The sequence below is a fragment of the Solibacillus sp. iso_87 genome, assembly GCF_056173085.1.
Window position 1 is genome coordinate 1304862 of sequence record NZ_CM149656.1, and the last position, 21590, is coordinate 1326451.

The following is a 21590-nucleotide window of genomic DNA, read 5'->3' on the forward strand; positions in this document are numbered from 1 at the left end:
GATTAAAAATAGACCGTGTTACCTATACTGATTTTAGTTGTCGCAGGAGCACTAGTTTTAACGAATGAACACTAGTTTTGTCAGCTAGATAGGATTATTCCTGTACTTGCCGAATTTCATGCAAGAAGGAGGCGATGTAGGTGAACTTTAATTTAACGATGTATCCAAATGATGTATTGATTGTCCAACTATTTGGCGAACTGGATCATCATGAGACAGAAAAAGTGAGAACACATATATCGAAAGCTATTTTACAAGGAAATGTAAAATTACTCGTTTGGAATTTAGAGCATTTGCATTTTATGGACAGTTCCGGAATTGGATTAGTGCTTGGCAGAATGCGAGAACTCCGAGCTGTCGATGGACAAACAATTTTGTTAAATCCGTCAAAAACGATGCAGAAAATATTCCAGTATTCCGGTCTAGGAAATCTAATACAATTTGCATCTGAACAGCAAGTTATTTCACACAGCGAGGGGGATTGTCAATGGATAACGAAATGACGCTAACTTTTTTGGCGCGCAGTGAAAATGAAGGGTTGGCACGTATTGCCGTTACAAGCTTTATGGCACAACTCGATCCGACAATTGAAGAGCTATCGGAATGTAAAACAATCGTATCAGAAGCTGTATCGAATGCCATTATTCATGGTTATGCCGATAATCCGCATGGCATTATTACGGTTTATGCGGTTCGTTACGGTTCGGAAGTAAGTGTGACAATTAAAGATGAAGGTTGCGGAATTGAAGATATCGAACAAGCACGTGAACCATTATTTACAACGAAGCCGGAGCTTGAACGTTCCGGAATGGGCTTTACAATTATGGAAAGTTTTTCGGATTTCCTGCAAGTAGAATCCGTACTAGGAAAAGGCACAGTCGTAACATTCACAAAACAAATTTTGCCAATAGGGACACTCGTGACATAACGAAATAAGGGGATGGGGAACATCGAGCAGTCATCTGAAACGTTATTAACGCAAGCTTATATGCGTGAACTAATCGCAAAATCACAACAAGGCGATCAAGTTGCGAGAAAAACGATGATTGAAGGAAATACTAGACTTGTTTGGTCTATCGTTCAACGCTTCGCATCAAGGGGTGTTGAACTGGAAGATTTGTTTCAAATTGGCTGTATTGGCTTAATGAAATCGGTTGATAAATTCGACTTGTCCTATGAAGTGAAATTTTCCACATATGCAGTGCCGATGATTATTGGGGAGATTCAACGTTTTTTAAGAGATGACGGTATGGTAAAGGTAAGTCGTTCTATCCGGGAATTGAATTACAAAATTCGCCATGCGACTGATGACTATTTAAAAACGAATGAAAAACCTCCATCTGTTGCACAATTGGCTGAAATATTGCAAGTTTCACAAGAAGATATTTTATTGGCAACTGATGCGATGCGTGATCCGGCAAGTTTGCATGATCAGCTCTTTGAAAATGATGGAGATTCCATTACATTAATGGATCAGATGCGGGACGATAAGTCTGAGCTTGCATTTGACTACGTTCCATTAAAAGACATGTTGAAGAGACTAGGGAAACGGGAACAATCGATCATTTATTTCCGCTATTATCTGGATTTAACCCAGACGGAAATTGCCGATCGTCTCGGTATCTCACAAGTACAAGTATCACGATTGGAAAAGAAAATACTAGCCCAGTTGAAATCATGGATGGATCAGTCTACATTAAGCAGATAAGTTAAGTGACCCGCAATTACTCCATGGTGTATTAGACTAAATATGAATAAGCGGTGAAAAAATGACAAATCAGCTTTTTACATCAATGAAAATTGCAGAAGGCTTCTTCAATTCAAAATTTGAGCCAGAGAAGAACTTTGATTTATGTATTAAAGAAATCACGATAAAAAATTTACCGACATTAACGGTATATGTGAGCGGTCTCATTAATGGAGACAGTTTGACGGAAATATTGTCTGATTTACAGCGGGACAATGATGATGAAGAAATACTGGATGAACAGGACTATTTTCACGCCCACTTCAATTTCTTCGGGGTAGATTTAGCGTCGTCGATTGATGACTTTATGCTCGGAGTTTTAAGTGGGCGAGTAGGGTTTGTTACGAAAAGCGGTTACTGCTATTTGGCGGAATTCCGAAATTATCCGGGACGTAATCCGGAAGAACCAGACAATGAAAAAGTTATTCGTGGTTCAAGAGACGGTTTTGCCGAAAATATTATATTGAATACGGCATTGATCCGTCGACGTATTCGGAGTGAAAAGCTGCGATTCCATATGCATCATGTAACGACCTATAGCCAAACTGATATCGTTCTTTCGTATATGGACGATCTAGTAAATGAGAATCATTTGAAATGGATTATTGAACGGCTTCAGCAAATTAAACATGATGGGTTAACGATGAGCGACAAATCGTTGGAGGAATGGCTGTTTAAGCAAAAATATCACCCTTTGCCGTTTGTGCGTTATACGGAGCGGCCTGATATTGTAGCTGCCCACATTTTAGAGGGGCATATTGCGATTATGGTCGATACATCGCCTTCTGTAATGCTTATCCCTGTCACCATGTTCCATTTGCTGCAGCATGCGGAAGAATATCGCCAGGCGCCGTTAGTCGGTACGATGATGCGGTTTCTTCGTTTTGGAGCGGTTATTTTAAGCTTTCTTTTACTTCCTTACTGGTATTTACTCGTTACACATCCCGAGTTACTCCCCGATAAGTTAGCATTTATCGGGATAAATGAAAAAGGTGAAATTCCCATATTCCTGCAAATATTAATTGCGGATATCGGGATTGAATATTTGCGAATTGCAGCGATTCATACACCGACACCGTTATCGACCGCAATGGGATTAATCGCCGGTATTATCATCGGACAAATTGCGATCGACGTTGGACTATTTTCAAGTGAAATTGTATTATATACTGCGATTACCGCAATTTTTACATTTGCGATTCCGAACTACGAATTGAGTATTTCGGTGAAAGTGTTCCGTTTGGTTCTATTAAGCGCTACAGCGTTATTCGGTATTAACGGATTCTTTATTGGGGCGTTCCTGATTTTCACTTATTTATGTTCATTAAAACCGATGAATGTGCCGTATTTATGGCCGCTTGTGCCATTTTTCCCGAAGGCATTCGCTCGTGTTGTTATTCGAACACCAATGTCGGAAGATGCACCAAGGCCATTTATCGTGAACGCAAAAAAGCGAAAACGTGTATAAACATGAATTGCATCACTTTGACACCTATGTTAAAGTTCTCATATGATATTTTGTGATTTTTGAGAATATTAGCGAGGATTAGCTAAGTCAGGGGAGAATACGATGCATTTATATGGAACACAGCAAATTAATGAACTCGGTCATTTAACAATTGGCGGGGTAGATACAATTGAATTGGCAAAACAATACGGGACACCGTTATTCGTTTATGATACAGCGTTAATTCGTAAACGTTCACGCGGCTTTATCGATACATTTGAACAATTAGGTGTAAAAGCGCAAGTTGCTTATGCATCTAAAGCATTCGCCTGTGTTGCGGCATATCAGTTAGCTGCGCAGGAAAATCTGTCGCTGGATGTTGTATCAGGCGGAGAACTTTATACAGCGATTAAAGCTGGATTCCCGGCAGATCGCATTCATTTCCATGGCAATAATAAATCGGTTGCCGAACTTGAATTGGCGTTTGGAACGGGAATCGGTTGTATTGTAGTCGATAACTTTTACGAAATATCGTTAATTAAAGAAATCGCACAGCAGAAAAATCAGCAAATGAAAATTTTATTACGTGTGACACCAGGTGTTGAAGCACATACACATGATTTTATTACAACAGGTCAAGCAGATTCTAAATTTGGCTTTGACTTAAATAATGGACAAGCTGATGAGGCGTTTAAGCAAGTAGTAAACGATGAACATATCGAACTATTAGGTTTACATTGCCACATCGGCTCTCAAATTTTTGAAACAGAAGGCTTTAGTTTGGCAGCGGGCAAAGTAATGCAAAAAATGGGTGCATGGAAAGAACAGCACGGTTTTGTTGCACAAGTACTGAATCTTGGCGGTGGCTTCGGAATCCGTTATACAGAAGAGGACAAGCCATTAGAACCTCATGAATATGTTGCGGATATGATTCGAACAGTGCAGGATGTAAGTAAAAAACTTAATTTAGCAATGCCGGAAATTTGGATTGAGCCAGGCCGTTCTTTAGTTGGAGATGCAGGTACATCACTGTACACAATCGGTTCTCAGAAAACAGTACCAAATGTGCGTGAATATATTGCTGTTGATGGCGGGATGAGCGATAATATCCGTCCAGCACTTTACGATGCAAAATATGAAGCGATTATTGCCAATAAAGCAAATGATCCAAAAACAAGTACATACACTGTTGCAGGTAAGCTATGTGAGTCAGGTGATAAGTTAATTATTGATGCGTCATTACAAAATGCACATACCGGTGATATTTTAGCGATGTTCTGTACAGGGGCATACGGTTATTCAATGGCATCAAACTATAACCGTGTTCCAAGACCGGCAGTTGTATTCGTTGAAAACGGAGAGCACCAATTAGCGATTAAGCGTGAAAGCTATGAAGATTTAGTGACAAATGATTTGCCGTTAACATTTACAAAGGGTGAATAGCCGTTGAAATTATCCAAGCAAGCTAAATGGGGTTTCGGTCTATTAATAGGAATTGTGATTTGGTCGCTCTTGTTCATTTACATTATTAGTCCGCTAATTTACAAATTTTCAAACTGAACGTTGGAAAATTGTGTTATTGCATTTCGGTCGATCTTTTGATAGGATGTGCAATGGTAGAATTGAGGGAATGTAAAATGTTAGTTCGATATAAAAAAGCACTTGAAAAAATTGCAATGGGATTAATTTCGTTAATGCCACAAGAAAAAGACATTAAACGCTTAATGGAAACCATTCAACAATATGAACAAAATGAAAAATGGACACTCTTCTTATGGAAAAATGGCGAAGAATATGTAGGGACTATAGGGATTGTAGAAGAAAATGATGCTGCAGTCGTTCAACATATTACAGTCATCCCGTCGTATCGCGGTGAAGGTGTCGCATTAGAAATGTTACATGAACTGCGGAATATGGGATATGAACATATTCAAGCGAATGAAGATACAAGTGCATTTGTCCAAAAATGTATACCTATATTAAAAGAAGTCGACTAATTTACTGTCGACTTCTTTTTTTAAATTCTCTAGCTTCCAGTATTTCTGACCGGTCCCGAAGCATATGTTTATTGAAAATAAAGTGTGAATCCATTAGAGGAATCGACTTTATTCTTTCGTGTACCAATTCTTGCAACTCTCGATTTGTAATAGGCAGTTCAAAGTGTGCGAATGGTTCATTTTCCTGCATTTTTCGTAGCTGATTTTTCATCAGGAGAAGCAGTTGTCTTACATCGATATACTCGAAAAACTCACAATTGTAATTTAGCTCAAAGTTAACAATGGCTTTCTCCATTATGCGTGCAGCACCAGTACCATTTGCCCGGCGAAAGTGGTACATACCTGTCGCAAGCTGGACATAGCCTACTAACGGATGAAGCTTTACTCTTGGTGCGATTTCCTTCCAATATTCTTCTAAAACTTCATGGCATTCAAAATAGTCCTTATTGCCATTAAAATAAGCGCAATAATCGATAAATAGTGGATGAAACAAAGGATGCATTGTTGTCCCCTTTCCTCTATACTAATTAGATAGGTTCTGCTATATTTTTTTGTTGAATTTTGACGAATAAACTAACTAGCAAAACGTAAAATTAATCATAGCGTGAATTAGATGCTAATGATAATTTCCGAATAACGATAGGTGGTATTTTATGTCTTACGAAGTGAAACTAGACGCCTTTAGCGGGCCACTAGATTTATTATTGCATTTAATTCATCGTTTGGAAATTGATATATATGATATTCCAATGGCGGAATTAACGGAACAGTATATTGATCACATCCATGCGATGCAAACATTGGAATTGAATGAAGCAAGCGAATATTTAGTAATGGCAGCAACATTATTGGCGATTAAAAGCCGTATGCTCATTCCGATTAATGAAAACGAAATCGATGCAGAGGAGCTCGAAATAGATGAGGTTGATCCACGGGAAGAGCTTGTTGCACGTTTAATCGAATATAAAAAGTATAAAGAAGCAGCTGTCCAACTTCAGGAATTGGAAACAGAACGTGGGCAAGTTTTCACGAAAGCTCCGGCAGACTTGTCAGAATTTATGCCGGAAGAACAATTAGCGCTATTTGATCAAAATGTAAATGTTTACGATATGTTAAGTGCGTTTCAAAAACTAATGCGTCGTAAACAATTAAAAAAACCATTGTCAACGCGCATCGCAAGACAGGAAATTTCAGTGAAGGAACAAATGCGTTCCGTTGTAAACATTCTAAAAAATGCAGGCGGCAGAGTTATGTTCTCGCAATTGTTTGAAGCAGAGGATAAGCCAATGCTTGTATTGACGTTTTTAACATTACTGGAATTAATGAAGCGCCAAGTGATTTTTGTCGAACAGCAAAATAACTTCGATGATTTATCTGTATTATTGACAAAAGAGGAGATCAATGATGAATTCGAACAACTTACTGAGCCGAATTGAGGCACTATTATTCGTAGCTGGTGATGAAGGTATGACCGTTAAACAACTTGCACAATATATAGAAGTAGAACCAATGGATATTGAAGCGGGATTAAGCGAACTCCTGTCTCATTACAATGAGGAGGAAATGCGGGGAATTACATTAAAACAGCTTGCCGGTACATATCAGTTAACAACAAAACTGGAAGTGACCGACACATTGAAAAAATTAATTGAAAACCCGACAAACCAAGTATTAACCGCAGCTTCATTAGAGGTTCTGGCAATTATAGCGTATAAGCAGCCGATCACGCGCGCGGAAGTGGAAGATCTGCGAGGGGTGAAAAGCGAACGCCCGATTGCGACACTCGTTTCAAGGGCGCTTGTACAGGAAGTTGGCAGGGCGGAAGGAACAGGACGGGCAATCTTATATGGAACGACAAAAGAGTTCCTAAATTATTTTGGCTTAAAAAATATTAAAGAATTGCCACCTTTACCGGAAGAAGTCGATCAAGAAGATGATCAGCCGACTGACTTATTTTTAACGAAGTTCCAGGAAACATTTAACCAAAATTAAAGGAGTGGCCTGTTGAAAAAGTGGTTTGTTTCTATTGTTGTATTGTTCGTATTTTTGAGTAGTTCGTCACAAATTCAGGCGGCGTATAATAGCTATGTTGTTATCGATGCGGAAAATGGGCGGACATTAATGGGTGTGAATGAACATGCAGGCCTGCCGATCGCCAGCCTGACAAAAATCTGGACGGCCCTGGTTGTTTTGGAAAATAGTGCGCTTACCGATGAAGTTGTTATTTCAAGAGAAGCCTCGCTTGTTGAAGGCTCATCAATTTATTTACTTGAAAACGAGACGTATACGATTGATTACTTGCTTCATGGTTTAATGATGCAATCAGGAAATGATGCAGCTGTAGCACTGGCGGAACATGTTGGAGGATCTGTAGAAGGTTTTGTTCAGCTTATGAACGAGAAGGCAGAGCTTTATCAATTGAATGAAACAACTTTTACAAATCCTACAGGGCTGCATAATGAAGCCCATCTATCCTCTGCCTACGATACGGCAAAAATGCTGCAAATTGCGATGATGAATCCCCAATTCAGAAAAATTGCCTCAACACAAAATTTTTCGGATGGCAGGCAGTGGAGAAATAAGCACCGACTTATGCACGAGAAGATAGGAGCCATTGCAGGGAAAACAGGCTATACAAAAGTGGCTGGACGAACATTGGCAACTTATTTTGAACGGGAACAAAAATCATTTGTTGTCGTTACTATTAATGAAGGAAATGATTGGAATATCCACCGGAACTTGGCGGATTTTATCGACAACAATTTTGAACAACAAACGATCGTGAAAAAAGGAAAATATAATGCGAACGGATTGGCAATCGAGTTAGATGAACCTTTCCAAATGCTGCTTCATAAGAAAGAACGGCCGAATTTTGAGCATATTGTTAAAGTTTCACGGCTGAAAGGCTCGGATCGTGGGGTTTGGCTTTTATACGCAGATGAAGCGCTCGTATCATCAAAGCTCGTTACAGTAAAATAATAAATTCAGGATTGAATTTTAGCGCCTGGCGGATGTCATGGATTCGAAAAGGAGTTCTAAAAAGGAAGTCAGCATAAAAACGTCACAATATGCGACAACAGCTGACTGCCTTACATCCTGTGGGTCTCAAAGCCGAATCCAGACGCAATTACGCCAAGGCGTAATTGATTAAGTTCTGAAAGTATGACATAATTTTTATTCGTTAAGGATTTATTTTCGCTCGTATTTGTGGATTACAGCAATAATATTTAAGAATTAACAGAGCAGTAGATGAAAAGTGCAGGGACGAATGCTGAAGAAGTATGCGTCTTTGCAGTTTATCAATCAATGAGGTGAACTTATGGAAAGATTACAAAAAGTGATTGCCTATGCAGGCGTTGCATCACGACGTAAAGCAGAGCAATTAATCGTAGAAGGTAAAGTAAAAGTAAATGGAGTCGTAGTTAAAGAGCTTGGTACAAAAGTATCCAACTCGGACACGATTGAAGTAGAAGGCGTAAAACTTGAAAAAGAAGATAAAGTATATTTCCTGCTATATAAACCACGCGGCTATATTTCAGCAGTAACTGATGATAAAGGGCGAAAAACAGTAACTGATATTTTTAAAAAGCATGTTCACCAGCGTATTTTCCCGGTAGGGCGTTTAGATTATGATACGACTGGGTTATTGCTTTTAACGAATGACGGAGAGTTTTCAAACTTAATGACACATCCGAAATTCAAAATCGACAAAACATATATTGCACGTGTTAAAGGAATCCCAACAAAACAAGGTTTAATGAAGCTTCAAAGCGGAATTAAGCTGGAAGACGGAAAAACGGCTCCAGCAAAAGTAAGCATGACAAGCTTTGATGAGAAAGCTGGGAAAGCGATTTGTGAGATTACAATCCATGAAGGCCGAAATCGTCAAGTCCGCCGTATGTTTGAAGCAATCGGTACACCTGTCGTGAAATTAAAACGCGAGCGCTTTGCATTTTTAGATTTAACAGGACTTAGCCCGGGCGAATACCGTCAGCTGACAAAACATGAAGTAAAACTCCTACGTGTATTAGCTGAAACAGGAAAAATTGATTATAACAATTAATAGTTTAAGATATTCATAAATCATTCTGAAAGAAAAGAATTTAAATTTTGTAATAATTTGCTATAATAGGCAACAGTAGTTGCTGAAGTGGAAGGGGGTTTTATGTTTGGAAAAAAAGAAACAACGTTCTGTGACGCGCGGCATCATTTTAACCATTTTAGCAATCGCAATCGGATATACAGTTTACGCTGCCGTAACGAAAGATAAAATTAATATTGTACAAGCCGGGGCACAGGCGCCTGATTTTGAAGTAGTAGATTTGCATGGAGAAAAGCATAGATTGAAAGACTACGAGGGAAAGGGTGTCGTACTGAATTTCTGGGGTACATGGTGTGAGCCGTGTGAACGCGAATTCCCTGCAATGACTCGTCAATATGCGGAATTTAAGGGCCAGGATGTACAAATTATTGCCGTTAACTTCGCACAGTCTGAATTCGAAGTGAAAAAATATGTGGCGAATATGGGGATGACGTTCCCGGTTGCGATCGATAAAACGAAAAGTGTTTTCACTGCCTATAATATTGGACCCCTGCCTACATCCATTTTCATTAAACCCGACGGTACAATAGACCGTATTATTACTGGAGAAATGACCGAAGGAGAAATTGTGCAATATATGGAGTCAATAAAGCCGGAATAGGAGTTTTTACGCAATGAATAAACTACTTTGTGAATGCGGGCATGAAAATCCTGAAGGTACAACACTCTGCCAAAAATGCGGTTCTCCATTATCCGCAGAGGAAAAAAGCAAAAAAATTGCAGATATGCGGTACGAAGGGACAGCCATACGTTCAAAAACTTATAACAAGTCAATTATTGATAAGGTTTGGAATTTTTTCTCAAGTGTGAAAGTCGGAATAACGCTCATTATTATCAATTTAATAGCAGCATCAATTGGTACAATCCTGCCTCAGGAGTTTTACATAAGCGTAGCGACAGACGCGGAGAAGGAAAAGTACTATTCAGATGTTTATGGATGGTTCGGTGAAATATACTACGCGTTAGGTTTATCGGATCTTTATTCATCCCTATGGTTCCAATTACTTGTATTAATGTTAGGTGTGTCCATTATTATTGCAAGTATAGATAGAGGTATTCCATTACATAAATCTTTAAAAAATCAACGAGTAAAACGACATACAAACTTTATGAAGCGTCAGCGAATTATTGGTGAAGGAAAACCAACTGAAACGCCTGAACAAACGCTCCAGCTCGTTGAACAATCTTTAAAAAATTTAAAATACAATGTCCGACGTGAAGATGATTCCATTTTAGCGGAACGCGGGCGTTTTTCCCGCTATGGTGCCTACATAAACCATGTTGGATTAATAGTCTTTCTAATTGGGGTCATGCTCCATTTAGTACCGGGCATGTACGTGGATGAATCGATGTGGCTCCGTGAAGGCGAGACACGTGCTGTACCGGGTATGGACGGATACTTCCTGAAAAATGACAAATTTATTTTGGAAACATACGACAATGTTCCTCAGGGTGAGCAGATCAAACAAGGGGTCAATGTAGTCGCGAAAAATTACCAGACAGACGTGACATTGTATAAACAGAAAGAAAACAGTGTGCCGGGACAGGCGGAAAACCTGGAAGAAGTAAAGAAATACGGAATTCAGGTAAACCATCCGCTCAAGCATGAGGGCTATGCATTTTATCAGATGGATTTCCGTTTAAATGAGATTAAAACAATGGTGTTTGATTTGACGAATAAAGAAACGGAAGAATCGCTTGGTCAAATTAGCATTGATTTAACAAACCCGCAGGAAGTGTATACGCTCGAAAATGGCGCACAAGTCGAATTAATGGGTTTTTATCCGGACTTTTCAGGTTTTAAAGATGGTGTACCGCAAACTGCGACCCAAACACCGAATAATCCGGCATTTATTTTTAAAATGATTACTCCTGAAACACCTGAAGGAGAGACAAGCTTTGTTGCAATCCAGCAAACACTGGAGCCTGAAGGTGACAATATTTATAAAATGAAGTTTTCGAATGTGGAAACACGCCATATGTCAGGTTTAACGATCCGTTATGATCGGACAATCCCCATATTAATCGTAGGGGGTATTATCTTTATGATTGGTGTTGCAATCGGTTCCTACTGGAATCATCGCCGTATATGGATTGAACAGATGGCGGATGGAACAATACGTCTGGCAGCACATACGAATAAAAACTGGTTTAGTATGAAAAAAGACTTAGATGCATTAACGAAGCATGCTCATTTACCGCAATACGTAGATCAACAGGAAATAGAAAACAATGAACATGTTGAAACAGAAAAGGATGGTAAAACCTTATGAGTTTAATCGATTTAAGCGGTTATTTACTGTATGCTGCATTCATTTCTTACTTAGTTGGTACATTTTTATTTGCAGGCGCAATCAAAGTGAAGAATGACACGGCAGCAGCACGGGCAGATAAATACGGCAAAATTGCCCTTATTGTTACTATCATCGGCTTTGTTGCACAGTTAGGTTATTTCATTACGCGCTGGATGTATACAGGACATGCACCGGTTAGTAATATGTTTGAATTTACGACAGCATTCGGTATGTTTATCGTACTATCGTTTATCGTCATTTACTTTACGTATAAAGTTGCGGCATTAGGTGTTGTTTCTTTGCCAATTGCATTATTGATAATTGCCTATGCCTCTATGTTCCCGTCAGAAGTAAGCCCTTTAGTACCTTCACTGCAAAGTCATTGGCTGACAATTCATGTTACGACTGCAGCATTAGGGCAATCGATTTTTGGGATTAGTGCGGTAGCCGGACTTATATACTTGCTGAGAAATGTGAATATGGACGAGCGCACAAAAGAAAGTTTTTGGCTGGAAACAGTCATGTTCTGCTGTGTACTAGTTGTGGGGTTTGTAGCGGCAACGGTTACATTCAACGCGATGGGTTATGAAGCGAAGTACGAATACGTTGATACATTGGATAAAGTCAATACATCTACGTATTTGATGCCGGCAATTTTCGGGATGAATGAATTTGTGGAACTGTCTGAAGATCGTATGACACCAATATTTGAGTTGCCGGCATTGATCGATGCACGGAAACTTACAACTGTTTTCTGGTCTGTTCTATTCGGTACAATCATTTATATACTGATTCGACTGATCTTTAGAAGGAAGATAGCGAAAATGTTCCAGCCATTAGTGAAACGGGTGAACTCGACGCTGATGGACGAAATCGCCTACCGTTCAATCTTGATTGCTTTTCCGATCTTTACATTAGGCGCACTTATTTTTGCGATGATATGGGCACAGGAAGCATGGGGCCGATTTTGGGGCTGGGATCCAAAAGAAGTATGGGCACTTATTACATGGCTGTTTTATGCAGCATTTTTACATCTTCGCCTGTCAAAAGGTTGGGAAGGAAGAAAGAGTGCCTGGCTTACGGTAATTGGTTTCCTTATTATTTTATTCAATTTAGTCGTAGTTAATTTAGTTATTGCTGGATTACACTCTTATGCATAATGTGACAACAATTTGCTTTTTACACTATTATTATAGCAATTTTGATAGTTTCCAATTCTATGCAAAATAATTAATAAACTGTCATAAAGTTAGAAAAGTTCAATCAGAATGATTGGGCTTTTCTTTTCAATCGTTCACTAAAAAGGTACAATAGAGAAGAGAAATAGAGTTTTTGAAAGGGGCAACACCAGTGTCTGAAAATATTTCTGTGTTGATTGTGGATGACGAGGATCGAATTCGTCGTTTGTTAAAAATGTATTTAGAGCGTGAGGGCTATACAGTAGAAGAAGCGGAAAATGGAGAACAAGCACTTTTTATGGCACTTGAAAAAGATTATCATTGTATTTTGTTGGATATTATGATGCCTGAAAAAGATGGTTTGGAAGTTTGTGCTGAACTGCGCGAAAAGAAAACAACGCCTATTATATTGTTGACGGCAAAAGGTGAAGAAGCAAACCGTGTACAAGGTTTTGAGCTTGGTGCGGATGATTATATTGTGAAACCATTTAGTCCGCGAGAAGTCGTATTGCGTGTAAAAGCAATATTACGACGTTCAGCAGTATTTTCACCTGTTTCAAATGCTTCATCGTCTAAAGATTTAGTGGTGTTCCCGCATTTAACGATCGACCATGATGCACATCGTGTGACAGCAGATGGAACGGAAGTAAATTTAACACCGAAAGAATACGAATTATTATACTTTTTGGCGAAGTCACCGGATAAAGTATTCGACCGCGAGCAATTATTAAAAGAAGTTTGGCATTATGATTTCTTTGGTGACCTGCGTACAGTTGATACACATGTTAAGCGCCTGCGTGAAAAGCTGAACCGTGTCTCTGAAAATGCAGCACAAATGATCGTTACGGTTTGGGGAGTAGGCTATAAATTCGAGGTCGTAAATGATTAGAATAGCAACAAGTATTGTCGGGAAGCTATGGGCAACCATTTTGCTTCTCGTTTCATTTGTCCTGTTTATATTCACGATTTTCATGTTGGAATTTCTTGAAAACTATCATAACGAGCAGTCAGAGGCTTCATTAAGGCAAACAGCCGCAGCCATTGCGAGTATTATCGATGAGGAAGAGATCGATGATAAGCAGTTTGCGATCATTTCGGAGTTGTTGACGGAAACGACAAACGTACTTATCGCCAAAAGTTCAGATGAAATATTGTATGCAAGACAAGAAGGCATCAATAAAGAAGAAATTCAGCAAAAAATTATAAGCAGTAGAGCATTTGAAGAAGTATATGCATCATCAGAGCCGATAGTAAAGGAACTGACGCTGCCTTCGAATCGGGAAGAAGCGAGCAACTCCAATTATATTGTATTAGGTTTCCCGCTGAAAAGTGTTGAGGATTTACATGGAGCCGTCTTTATTTACAAAAATCCCGATGCTTTACACCAGACGAGTAATGAAACGACGAAAATTGTTGTATTAGCTGCGGCTATTGCATTTATATTGACGACAATTTTTGCATTTTTCCTTTCTTCTAAAATAACGCTTCCATTGCGTAAAATGAGAGAGCATGCATTTGAATTGGCAAAGGGGCGTTTTGATTCGAAAATTGAAACAAAGCAAAATGATGAAATTGGTCAGCTTGCCGTTGCGTTCAACCAGATGGGTCGTCAATTGAAGCATCATTTAGAAGTAATCAACCAAGAAAAAGAACAATTATCGAGCATTTTAACATCGATGACTGATTCCGTTATTACATTTAATCGCGATAAAACGATTTTATTGAGCAATCCTCCTGCAGAGCGGCTACTGCAAAAATGGTTCGTCAAAAAAGGATTGGACAGTTCAAAGCCGATACCGGATGAACTTTATCAAATGCTTGATCATGTATTGAATTTTGAGGATCAGCTGGATGAAGAGTTTGAAATTGGAAAATCATATTACAGTATAACGATTAGTCCTCTTTACAGCAGGGAATCCATACGCGGTGCAGTCGCTGTTATACGTGATAAAACCGAAGAAACGAAACTGGAAAAACTGAAATCGGATTTCATCGCCAATGTTTCACATGAGCTGCGGACACCAATCGCGATGCTCCAAGGCTATTCTGAGGCGATTATTGATGGGGTTGTGACAACAGAGGAAGAACGTATTGATATGATTCGGGTAATATACGATGAATCACAGCGTATGAGTCGTCTCGTAACAGATTTACTTGACTTGGCGCGGATGGAATCGGGACATATGAGTCTGTATAAGGAAGACGTGCCATTAGTTGCGGTTGTTGAACGAATGACACATAAGTTTGACCAAACAGCGAAAGAAAAGCATGTGCAACTGCAGATTGAAACTGATTTTTCGGATGAAACGTTTATTTCGATTGATGAGGATCGTATCGAACAAGTATTAACAAACTTGATTGACAATGCGATTCGTCATACACCAGCAGACGGATCGGTAACTGTTTCAATTGCAAATGAGCAAAACTATGCAAAAATTCAAGTTAGGGATACAGGGCAGGGCATTCCTCAAGATGATTTGCCATATGTATTCGAACGGTTCTACAAAGCAGATAAAGCACGTACACGTTCGAAAGGCGGAACGGGCTTAGGCTTGGCCATTACGAAAAACATTGTGGAAGCACATAACGGCAGAATCTCTGTTGATAGTGTGGAACAACAAGGAACAACCTTTACATTTTACTTGCCATTATCTTGATATAATGGGGTAATGGAATTATGAGTTTGAAAAAGTTTATCATTTTGAATCGTTCAAAGTGATAAACTTTTCTTTTTAATGAACCAGTTCGTCCGTAACGGATGATTATTGTAACTTTTTTGTTTCGAATACGACAAATTACGTGAATGGAGGTGGGATGGGTGCAGCAATCCATTTTCCATCGATTATACGATACGTATCATCAGGATGTTTTTAATTTCTTATTTTACTTAGTGAAAAACCGTACCGCAGCTGAGGATCTTGCCCACGAAGTATACGTTCGTGTATTAAAATCATACGACCGTTTCGAAGGGAAAAGCTCGGAAAAAACTTGGCTGTTCTCTATAGCAAAAAATGTGGCGATCGACTACTTCAGAAAAAAACAAGTTCGAGATAAGCATGCATTTACAGCTTTTGATTGGGAGACAGAGCAACTTGTAAGCCCAGTCCCTTCACCTGAACAATTTACCGAATTAAATGATCAGCTCCATCAATTACTCGTTGCATTGGAGGAATGTTCAGGTGATCAGAAAATGGTTATTATAATGCGGTTTATTCAAGAACTTTCAATTCAGGAAACAGCGGAAATATTAGGATGGACGACCGGTAAAGTTAAAACGACACAGCACCGTGCTTTAAGGAATCTGCGGCTGCTATTGGAAGCGCAAGAAAGAAGGGAGGCGAATCCATTATGAAAAAGGAGCATTGGGATGAAAAAGAGATTGAACTTTTTCTGAAAAAAGCACCGAAAGTAACTGATCATCGTTCAAAAGATGAGGTATTTAATCGTTTAATGGATGAAGGAGCATTTAATGAAGATCCGCCTACCATACAGCAAAGCAATCAAAAAGGCATACGTTGGGCACCATTATTCGTTTCGATTGCATCAATATTTATTATAGTTTTAATCAGTGCGCAATTTATAGGCAATAATGAGTCGGTTACTATGCAGAATGAAGCATTCGATCTTGCCACTCCAGAATCGGAAGAAAGTATGACAATGAGTGCGAAGGAAGATGCATCTACACAAAATGAGCGCTCCATGATTAATAGTTTCTCGACGGAAGCTCAACCTGAGCAAACATTAGTTTATGAAAACGAGCTAGAGGACAACACATTATTTGCAATTGGTCTTGCAGGGGATGATGCAGAGAGTGTACCAGTGAGCGTATTAATTCCAAATGAAATTGTTGCCGAAAAAACAGGTACAGAAAACCCGACGAAGCTGGAACTTTATAACACATTCAGTCCGCTGCTTGACGAACAGTCACTAGGCTTTAATGAATACCATCCTTACAAAGGAGAATTGCGTGAGGAAGGGAACAGGCTTGTTCATACGCTGCCGGAAAATCACCAATATGATGCGGGAACAGCTTCCTTATCAAATTATCTCGGCTCCCTTGTCGATACTTTTAGTGATGCATATATGGAAGTAGAAATAGAAAATACGGCCGGAAAACCAATTTACTTTGACCATGTAGGTGATGTAAATGAGCCGTTTTTATTAAATGATGAGAACGCTCAATATAATTATTTTATGTATCAGATGCGGAATGGGGCGGTATATTTAAGTCCGAATTTCCGAATGAGCTTTAAAGATGTGCAAGAAGCAATTAAAAATATGACGGTGGAAGCGAATGATATATACAGAACGGTTATACTGCCGGGCGTTTATTTAAAAGTTGAAGACGCTGAGTCCATCGTTACAATTACATTTGAAGAACCTTTAAACTTGGAGAATTTTGAACCTGCTCAAGCAATGCGCATGATTGAAGGATTAATAATGACAGCGGCAAGTTTTGATAAACAGGTTAAATTTGAAAATATCGTACAGGAACAATGGGGCGGTTTTGACTTCACAAAACCAGTAGAGAAGCCGGTTGCGGCAAACCGTATCAATTATGAATTTCAATAATTCAAATAATTTTACTAGGAATTGTAAGCAATGGGCTTTACAATTCCTTTTTTTTATATATAATAATAGTTATAGCAAGGTAATTGCTACATAATTTCATATTGATTCATCTTCGGGGCAGGGTGTAACTCCCGACCGGCGGTAATAAAAGTTATAACCTCTGACCATTTACTTGGAGGAAGTTATGTCGAACTTTTCGAGCCCGCGAGCCACTTTTTGTGTGCAGGATTTGGTGCAATTCCAAAGCCGACAGTATAGTCTGGATGGGAGAAGGTGAAGGTACGGTCGTCATTTTTTGAAAATGCCGTGCTTTGCAGTACTTATTTCTAATTCCTTATTTGTTAACGGAATATTTTTCGTATACAAAAAAATAGGAATAGCTGCAATTGCATATATAGACCCTTTATTTAAGTGTGCCTATTTCTCCCTTATGCTCTAGCTTAGCATAAGGGTTTTTTCATGAAATGAGTTGATACGTCCTTTCTTCTTGCGAGATGGAATCAGCAAAGAGGAGAGATTTATATGCAAAAAAGAAGTTTAAAGTTACGATCATTCGTAACAATTGCAATGCTGAGTGGGGTTTCATTTGTACTAATGTTATTAAACTTCCCGCTACCATGGTTCCCGGTTTTCTTACAAATTGATTTCAGTGATGTGCCAGCATTGATTGCGGCAATTACGATGGGACCTGTTGCAGGTATCTTAGTTGAACTTGTTAAAAATGTGCTTGACTGGATTTACACAGGGGCTCCTGAAGGAATTCCGGTAGGTCATATGGCTAACTTCGCTACAGGTGTATTATTCATTTTACCAGCTTACTATATTTATAAAAAATTCCCTTCTGCAAAAGGGTTAATGACAGGCTTAGTTGTCTCTACAGTTGTAATGTCACTTGGAATGGCGGCATTAAACTACGTGGCGTTCTTACCGCTGTATACGTACTTACTAGGCTTCGAATATAATATGTACGAAACGATCGTGTTAGGTATTTTACCGTTTAATATTGTTAAAGGGATTATGATGTTTGTGGTCGTGACGATGCTTTACCGTACAATGCGTGTATGGATTGAAAATCAGCGCAGACAATATTTAGCTTAATTAAATGATAAATTATGGAGTGATGTCGAAAAGTGTTATCTTTATGACATCGCTCCTTTTATATTCACTATTACTATTGTCATTCTGTTATAGTGCTGATATGATATTGTACATTGTTAAGAAAATTTAGACGTTTCATTAAAACACCATGAAATGACATCTTAGGAGAGAATATGATGGACAAGAAAATACCATTTTCAACCTATGCAGTTATCGGAACGATGCTGTTTGGGATGTTTTTTGGAGCAGGAAATTTAATATTTCCGATTCAAATGGGGCAATTGGCAGGGACGAACTATTGGTTTGCGCTTATTGGCTTTTTAGTTACGGCAATTGGATTGCCGTTTTTAGGTATTCTGGCAATCGGATTGTCGGGAAGTAATGGATTGCGTGATTTGGCAAGTAAAGTACATCCGATGTTTGGGTTGTTTTTTGCGTTGGCTTTATACTTAACGATCGGGCCGTTTTTTGCAATTCCGCGTACGGCAACAGTACCGTTTGTCGTTGGATTTGAACCGTTTATCGATCCTTCGCAGGCGACATTATGGCTTGCGGTATTCAGTTTTATTTTCTTCGCGGTAGTTTTTTATTTTTCATTAAATCCGGCGAGAATAATGGACATTATCGGGAAGTACTTAACGCCGGCATTTTTAATCTTTTTATTTGTATTAATCGGAATTAGTCTGTTTTCCCCAATGGGGAAATTCGTTGAGCCTGCTGGAACCTATATTAACGAGGCGTTTATGACAGGTTTTAAGGAAGGATATAATACGATGGATGCGCTTGCTTCGCTTGCGTTCGGTATTGTTGTTATCAATGCGATAAAGCGGACAGGTATTACAGATAAGAAAGAAATTGCAAAAGCGACTTGGAAATCAGGTATTTTCGCAATGGCATTAATGATGCTAATTTACGGCCTGATTGCTTATATGGGAGCATCAAGTGTGACGGCAATTGGTACATTTGATAATGGCGGGCAAATTTTTGCTGCGGTTGCCGATCATTACTTCGGCTCATATGGCGCGATTTTGTTAGCGATTATTATTGTACTTGCTTGCTTAAAAACAAGTATAGGTCTAATCACTTCATGCAGTGAGTTTTTCCATGAAGTTTTTCCGAAAATCAGCTATAAAACATTTGTAGTCATGTTATGTATTGTTTCTTTTATCATTGCGAATTTTGGGTTAACAAATATTATTACATATGCAATTCCAGTGCTGATGTTCCTTTACCCTCTTGCTATTGTGTTAATTATACTGGCACTTTTAGGACCGCTATTTCACTACAAAAAGCCTGTATTTGCAGGGTCGATTTTACTCGTCTTCTTTATTAGTATAATTGATGGGTACAATGCGTTGATCGGAAGTGTGCCGGCATTTGAAGTGAGTTTGCTATCTTCTATTTCTACGATTTACGCGGATTATTTACCGCTTTATTCCATCGGTTTAGGGTGGATTGTTCCGGCTATAGTTGGAGCAGTAATCGGTTTATGCTTTCCGAACCGTAACAATGAAATAAATATGAATTAAAAAAAGGGTGTGTAAAAGGAATTTTCTCCTTTTACATACCCATTTTCAGTATTAGTGAATATTTTGCTTTTTGAAGCTTCCACCTTTAACTTCGACCACTTCGTATACTGTTACAAAGGCGTTCGGATCGATTTCTCGAATAATTACCTTTATTTTACTTTCTTCCATTCGGTTGATTACACACGTAATTTCTTGGAATTCCTGATGGGAGTAAGCACCGTATACTGTGCTGAAAGTTGCGCTTCGTCCTAAACGATCTCGAATTGTTTCGACCATTTTAACCGGCTCTTTTGTAATGATTTTATATGTTTTAGAACCACTAAGTCCTTCTTCCACAATTAAGATAACTTTTGATGCGATATAATAAGCAATTGCTGATAACAAAGCACCTTTAAAGCCGAATACAAATGATACGATGATGAAAACGAAAAAGTTTAAAAATAGAATGAGATCACTTGTACTAAAAGGCAGTTTTCTCGATAGTAATACTGCAAGCATGTCTATCCCATCAAGAGCACCCCCATTACGAAGTGCTAACCCCATACCAATACCTAAAATGATCCCACCTACAACTGTAATAAGCAATGCATCGCCAGTAATAATAGTTGGTACATGGTGCATAAGCGAAGTGCCAATTGCTAATGATGCAATACCGATAACGGAGTTGATTGCGAAGGTTTTTCCGATCTGTTTATATCCTAAATAAATAAACGGGATGTTTAGAAAGGCGATCAGCAGGCCTAATGATACAGGTGTTAACTGAGAAATGACGATACTAATCCCCGTGATTCCACCATCTGATACGTTATTTGGTATTAATACTGCTTCTAATCCGTAAGCGGCAATTAAACCGCCAATAATAACAATGATTTTTTGTCCGATTGACTTTGCGATGTATTGCTTCGTCATAAAATTCCCCCTCAACTTGCATGATAATAATTATACATGAATTTTGGCTGGATGACTTTTCAACGAGTAAATTAACCAATTTTTTTGCAAAAAAAATAAATAAGTAATGTAGTAATTTCTTGGTAATGAAATTTTAAGTCTTTTAATTATGAATTATGTCTGGAAAGATAACATGGATTAAAAAACCATTTAAGGGAATGTTCGAATTATGCGATAAAATCGTTCTAAAAAACGTATGTTAGTTTTTATAACATTGGATTGACAATGGATGTTACATTAGTTTAAAGTAAATGGTAAGAAGAGGGAGGCGAGATAATGAGTCGAGAGTTTCGAAGAGCGATGCCGTTACTACCGATTAGCATGGTTATGCAATTGACGGAATTAACGGCTAGACAAATTCGTTATTATGAAGAACATGAATTAATCGTCCCTGCCAGATCAGAAGGGAATCGAAGGATGTTTTCTCTTGATGATATTGATGCATTGCTGGAAATAAGAGAGCTACTCGACCAGGGCATTAATATGGCGGGTGTCAAAAAGGTATTTGCAATGAGATCGAAAGAGTATGTAAAGAAACCTGACGTAGTACGCGTGACAGATACAGAATTGCGGACTATATTGCGTGAAGAAATGCTGCAAGCTCAGCGCATGCAAAAGCCATCTCTACGTCAAGGCGATTTATCGCGTTTCTTTCAATATAAAACTGAGTAGGACCAA

At 38.7% G+C, this 21590-nt stretch carries 22 protein-coding genes and 1 riboswitch; of the genes, 20 read left to right on the forward strand and 2 right to left on the reverse strand.

Annotated elements, in window-relative coordinates:
• The first annotated feature begins 140 nt into the window (after window positions 1-140).
• The 6 genes from spoIIAA (at window position 141) to AC0VXV_RS06385 (ending at window position 5191) form a co-directional block, all read left to right on the forward strand.
• Complete coding sequence (spoIIAA, locus tag AC0VXV_RS06360; RefSeq protein ID WP_008408083.1) at window positions 141-503, forward strand: anti-sigma F factor antagonist; 363 nt, start codon at window positions 141-143, stop codon at window positions 501-503.
• The gene (gene spoIIAB / locus AC0VXV_RS06365; RefSeq protein ID WP_079525739.1) at window positions 488-928 is read left to right on the forward strand and encodes an anti-sigma F factor; all 441 of its coding nucleotides are present in this window, start codon (window positions 488-490) and stop codon (window positions 926-928) included. Before spoIIAA ends, spoIIAB begins: the two co-directional genes overlap by 16 nt.
• Before the next feature lie 12 nt (window positions 929-940).
• Window positions 941-1708, forward strand: a complete 768-nt coding sequence (locus AC0VXV_RS06370; RefSeq protein WP_008408085.1) for a SigF/SigG family RNA polymerase sporulation sigma factor — start codon at window positions 941-943, stop codon at window positions 1706-1708.
• Between the two features lie 61 nt (window positions 1709-1769).
• Window positions 1770-3215 (forward strand): spore germination protein, encoded by a 1446-nt coding sequence (locus AC0VXV_RS06375; protein ID WP_475530800.1) that lies wholly within the window; start codon window positions 1770-1772, stop codon window positions 3213-3215.
• 102 nt (window positions 3216-3317) lie between these two features.
• Window positions 3318-4637 carry a diaminopimelate decarboxylase gene (gene lysA / locus AC0VXV_RS06380; protein ID WP_475530801.1) on the forward strand — a complete coding sequence of 440 codons (1320 nt, stop codon included), beginning with the start codon at window positions 3318-3320 and terminating at the stop codon, window positions 4635-4637.
• 194 nt (window positions 4638-4831) lie between these two features.
• Complete coding sequence (locus AC0VXV_RS06385; protein WP_475530802.1) at window positions 4832-5191, forward strand: GNAT family N-acetyltransferase; 360 nt, start codon at window positions 4832-4834, stop codon at window positions 5189-5191.
• Between the two features lies 1 nt (window position 5192).
• Here the strand turns inward: AC0VXV_RS06385 and AC0VXV_RS06390 are convergent, their stop codons facing one another.
• Window positions 5193-5693, reverse strand: a complete 501-nt coding sequence (locus AC0VXV_RS06390) for a DUF309 domain-containing protein (RefSeq protein ID WP_475530803.1) — start codon at window positions 5691-5693, stop codon at window positions 5193-5195.
• 151 nt (window positions 5694-5844) lie between these two features.
• Here AC0VXV_RS06390 and AC0VXV_RS06395 point away from each other — a divergent pair, with 151 nt between their 5' ends.
• The 13 genes from AC0VXV_RS06395 to brnQ all read left to right on the forward strand — a co-directional run bounded on the left by AC0VXV_RS06395 (window position 5845) and on the right by brnQ (window position 19964).
• Entirely contained in the window at window positions 5845-6627 is a 783-nt protein-coding gene (locus tag AC0VXV_RS06395; protein ID WP_251688975.1) for a segregation/condensation protein A, read from the forward strand.
• Window positions 6593-7183, forward strand: a complete 591-nt coding sequence (gene scpB / locus AC0VXV_RS06400; protein ID WP_475530804.1) for an SMC-Scp complex subunit ScpB — start codon at window positions 6593-6595, stop codon at window positions 7181-7183. Before AC0VXV_RS06395 ends, scpB begins: the two co-directional genes overlap by 35 nt.
• A 12-nt stretch (window positions 7184-7195) precedes the next feature.
• On the forward strand, window positions 7196-8170 hold the full coding sequence (locus AC0VXV_RS06405; RefSeq protein WP_475530805.1) for a D-alanyl-D-alanine carboxypeptidase family protein: 975 nt from the start codon (window positions 7196-7198) through the stop codon (window positions 8168-8170).
• 340 nt (window positions 8171-8510) lie between these two features.
• A complete protein-coding gene (locus AC0VXV_RS06410; protein ID WP_079525759.1) occupies window positions 8511-9254 on the forward strand; it encodes a pseudouridine synthase in 744 nt (247 codons plus the stop codon).
• A 106-nt stretch (window positions 9255-9360) separates the two neighbouring features.
• Complete coding sequence (gene resA, locus AC0VXV_RS06415; RefSeq protein ID WP_475530806.1) at window positions 9361-9894, forward strand: thiol-disulfide oxidoreductase ResA; 534 nt, start codon at window positions 9361-9363, stop codon at window positions 9892-9894.
• A 13-nt stretch (window positions 9895-9907) separates the two neighbouring features.
• Window positions 9908-11566, forward strand: a complete 1659-nt coding sequence (locus tag AC0VXV_RS06420; protein WP_475530807.1) for a cytochrome c biogenesis ResB family protein — start codon at window positions 9908-9910, stop codon at window positions 11564-11566.
• Window positions 11563-12747: a c-type cytochrome biogenesis protein CcsB gene (gene ccsB, locus AC0VXV_RS06425; RefSeq protein ID WP_475530808.1), complete on the forward strand. Its 1185-nt coding sequence runs from the start codon at window positions 11563-11565 to the stop codon at window positions 12745-12747. The genes AC0VXV_RS06420 and ccsB overlap by 4 nt, the downstream gene beginning before the upstream one ends.
• Window positions 12748-12937: 190 nt before the next feature.
• Complete coding sequence (locus tag AC0VXV_RS06430; RefSeq protein ID WP_475530809.1) at window positions 12938-13654, forward strand: response regulator transcription factor; 717 nt, start codon at window positions 12938-12940, stop codon at window positions 13652-13654.
• Window positions 13647-15422 carry an ATP-binding protein gene (locus AC0VXV_RS06435; RefSeq protein ID WP_475530810.1) on the forward strand — a complete coding sequence of 592 codons (1776 nt, stop codon included), beginning with the start codon at window positions 13647-13649 and terminating at the stop codon, window positions 15420-15422. Before AC0VXV_RS06430 ends, AC0VXV_RS06435 begins: the two co-directional genes overlap by 8 nt.
• Before the next feature lie 161 nt (window positions 15423-15583).
• Entirely contained in the window at window positions 15584-16117 is a 534-nt protein-coding gene (locus AC0VXV_RS06440; RefSeq protein ID WP_475530811.1) for a sigma-70 family RNA polymerase sigma factor, read from the forward strand.
• Window positions 16114-17337, forward strand: a complete 1224-nt coding sequence (locus AC0VXV_RS06445) for a hypothetical protein (RefSeq protein WP_475530812.1) — start codon at window positions 16114-16116, stop codon at window positions 17335-17337. Before AC0VXV_RS06440 ends, AC0VXV_RS06445 begins: the two co-directional genes overlap by 4 nt.
• Window positions 17338-17441: 104 nt before the next feature.
• A riboswitch (FMN riboswitch) is annotated at window positions 17442-17616 on the forward strand.
• Window positions 17617-17859: 243 nt separating this feature from the next.
• Entirely contained in the window at window positions 17860-18435 is a 576-nt protein-coding gene (locus AC0VXV_RS06450) for an ECF transporter S component (RefSeq protein WP_079525774.1), read from the forward strand.
• Between the two features lie 176 nt (window positions 18436-18611).
• Window positions 18612-19964 (forward strand): branched-chain amino acid transport system II carrier protein, encoded by a 1353-nt coding sequence (gene brnQ / locus AC0VXV_RS06455; RefSeq protein ID WP_475531406.1) that lies wholly within the window; start codon window positions 18612-18614, stop codon window positions 19962-19964.
• A gap of 51 nt (window positions 19965-20015) precedes the next feature.
• Here brnQ and AC0VXV_RS06460 read toward each other — a convergent pair whose 3' ends face one another.
• Entirely contained in the window at window positions 20016-20873 is an 858-nt protein-coding gene (locus AC0VXV_RS06460; protein ID WP_475530813.1) for a YitT family protein, read from the reverse strand.
• 315 nt (window positions 20874-21188) lie between these two features.
• Here AC0VXV_RS06460 and AC0VXV_RS06465 point away from each other — a divergent pair, with 315 nt between their 5' ends.
• Entirely contained in the window at window positions 21189-21584 is a 396-nt protein-coding gene (locus AC0VXV_RS06465) for a MerR family transcriptional regulator (RefSeq protein ID WP_475530814.1), read from the forward strand.
• Window positions 21585-21590: the final 6 nt, after the last annotated feature.

What these genes read in the sequence shown, in the direction of transcription:
- AC0VXV_RS06385 (WP_475530802.1), top strand. Translation starts at nt 4,832, where the DNA reads ATGTTAGTTCGATATAAAAAAGCACTTGAAAAAATTGCAATGGGATTA.
- AC0VXV_RS06410 (WP_079525759.1), top strand. Translation starts at nt 8,511, where the DNA reads ATGGAAAGATTACAAAAAGTGATTGCCTATGCAGGCGTTGCATCACGA.
- AC0VXV_RS06435 (WP_475530810.1), top strand. Translation starts at nt 13,647, where the DNA reads ATGATTAGAATAGCAACAAGTATTGTCGGGAAGCTATGGGCAACCATT.
- AC0VXV_RS06395 (WP_251688975.1), top strand. Translation starts at nt 5,845, where the DNA reads ATGTCTTACGAAGTGAAACTAGACGCCTTTAGCGGGCCACTAGATTTA.
- scpB (WP_475530804.1), top strand. Translation starts at nt 6,593, where the DNA reads ATGATGAATTCGAACAACTTACTGAGCCGAATTGAGGCACTATTATTC.
- lysA (WP_475530801.1), top strand. Translation starts at nt 3,318, where the DNA reads ATGCATTTATATGGAACACAGCAAATTAATGAACTCGGTCATTTAACA.
- ccsB (WP_475530808.1), top strand. Translation starts at nt 11,563, where the DNA reads ATGAGTTTAATCGATTTAAGCGGTTATTTACTGTATGCTGCATTCATT.
- AC0VXV_RS06390 (WP_475530803.1), bottom strand. Translation starts at nt 5,693, where the DNA reads ATGCATCCTTTGTTTCATCCACTATTTATCGATTATTGCGCTTATTTT.
- brnQ (WP_475531406.1), top strand. Translation starts at nt 18,612, where the DNA reads ATGGACAAGAAAATACCATTTTCAACCTATGCAGTTATCGGAACGATG.
- AC0VXV_RS06450 (WP_079525774.1), top strand. Translation starts at nt 17,860, where the DNA reads ATGCAAAAAAGAAGTTTAAAGTTACGATCATTCGTAACAATTGCAATG.
- AC0VXV_RS06445 (WP_475530812.1), top strand. Translation starts at nt 16,114, where the DNA reads ATGAAAAAGGAGCATTGGGATGAAAAAGAGATTGAACTTTTTCTGAAA.
- AC0VXV_RS06420 (WP_475530807.1), top strand. Translation starts at nt 9,908, where the DNA reads ATGAATAAACTACTTTGTGAATGCGGGCATGAAAATCCTGAAGGTACA.
- spoIIAB (WP_079525739.1), top strand. Translation starts at nt 488, where the DNA reads ATGGATAACGAAATGACGCTAACTTTTTTGGCGCGCAGTGAAAATGAA.
- AC0VXV_RS06370 (WP_008408085.1), top strand. Translation starts at nt 941, where the DNA reads ATGGGGAACATCGAGCAGTCATCTGAAACGTTATTAACGCAAGCTTAT.
- AC0VXV_RS06465 (WP_475530814.1), top strand. Translation starts at nt 21,189, where the DNA reads ATGAGTCGAGAGTTTCGAAGAGCGATGCCGTTACTACCGATTAGCATG.
- AC0VXV_RS06375 (WP_475530800.1), top strand. Translation starts at nt 1,770, where the DNA reads ATGACAAATCAGCTTTTTACATCAATGAAAATTGCAGAAGGCTTCTTC.
- AC0VXV_RS06460 (WP_475530813.1), bottom strand. Translation starts at nt 20,873, where the DNA reads ATGACGAAGCAATACATCGCAAAGTCAATCGGACAAAAAATCATTGTT.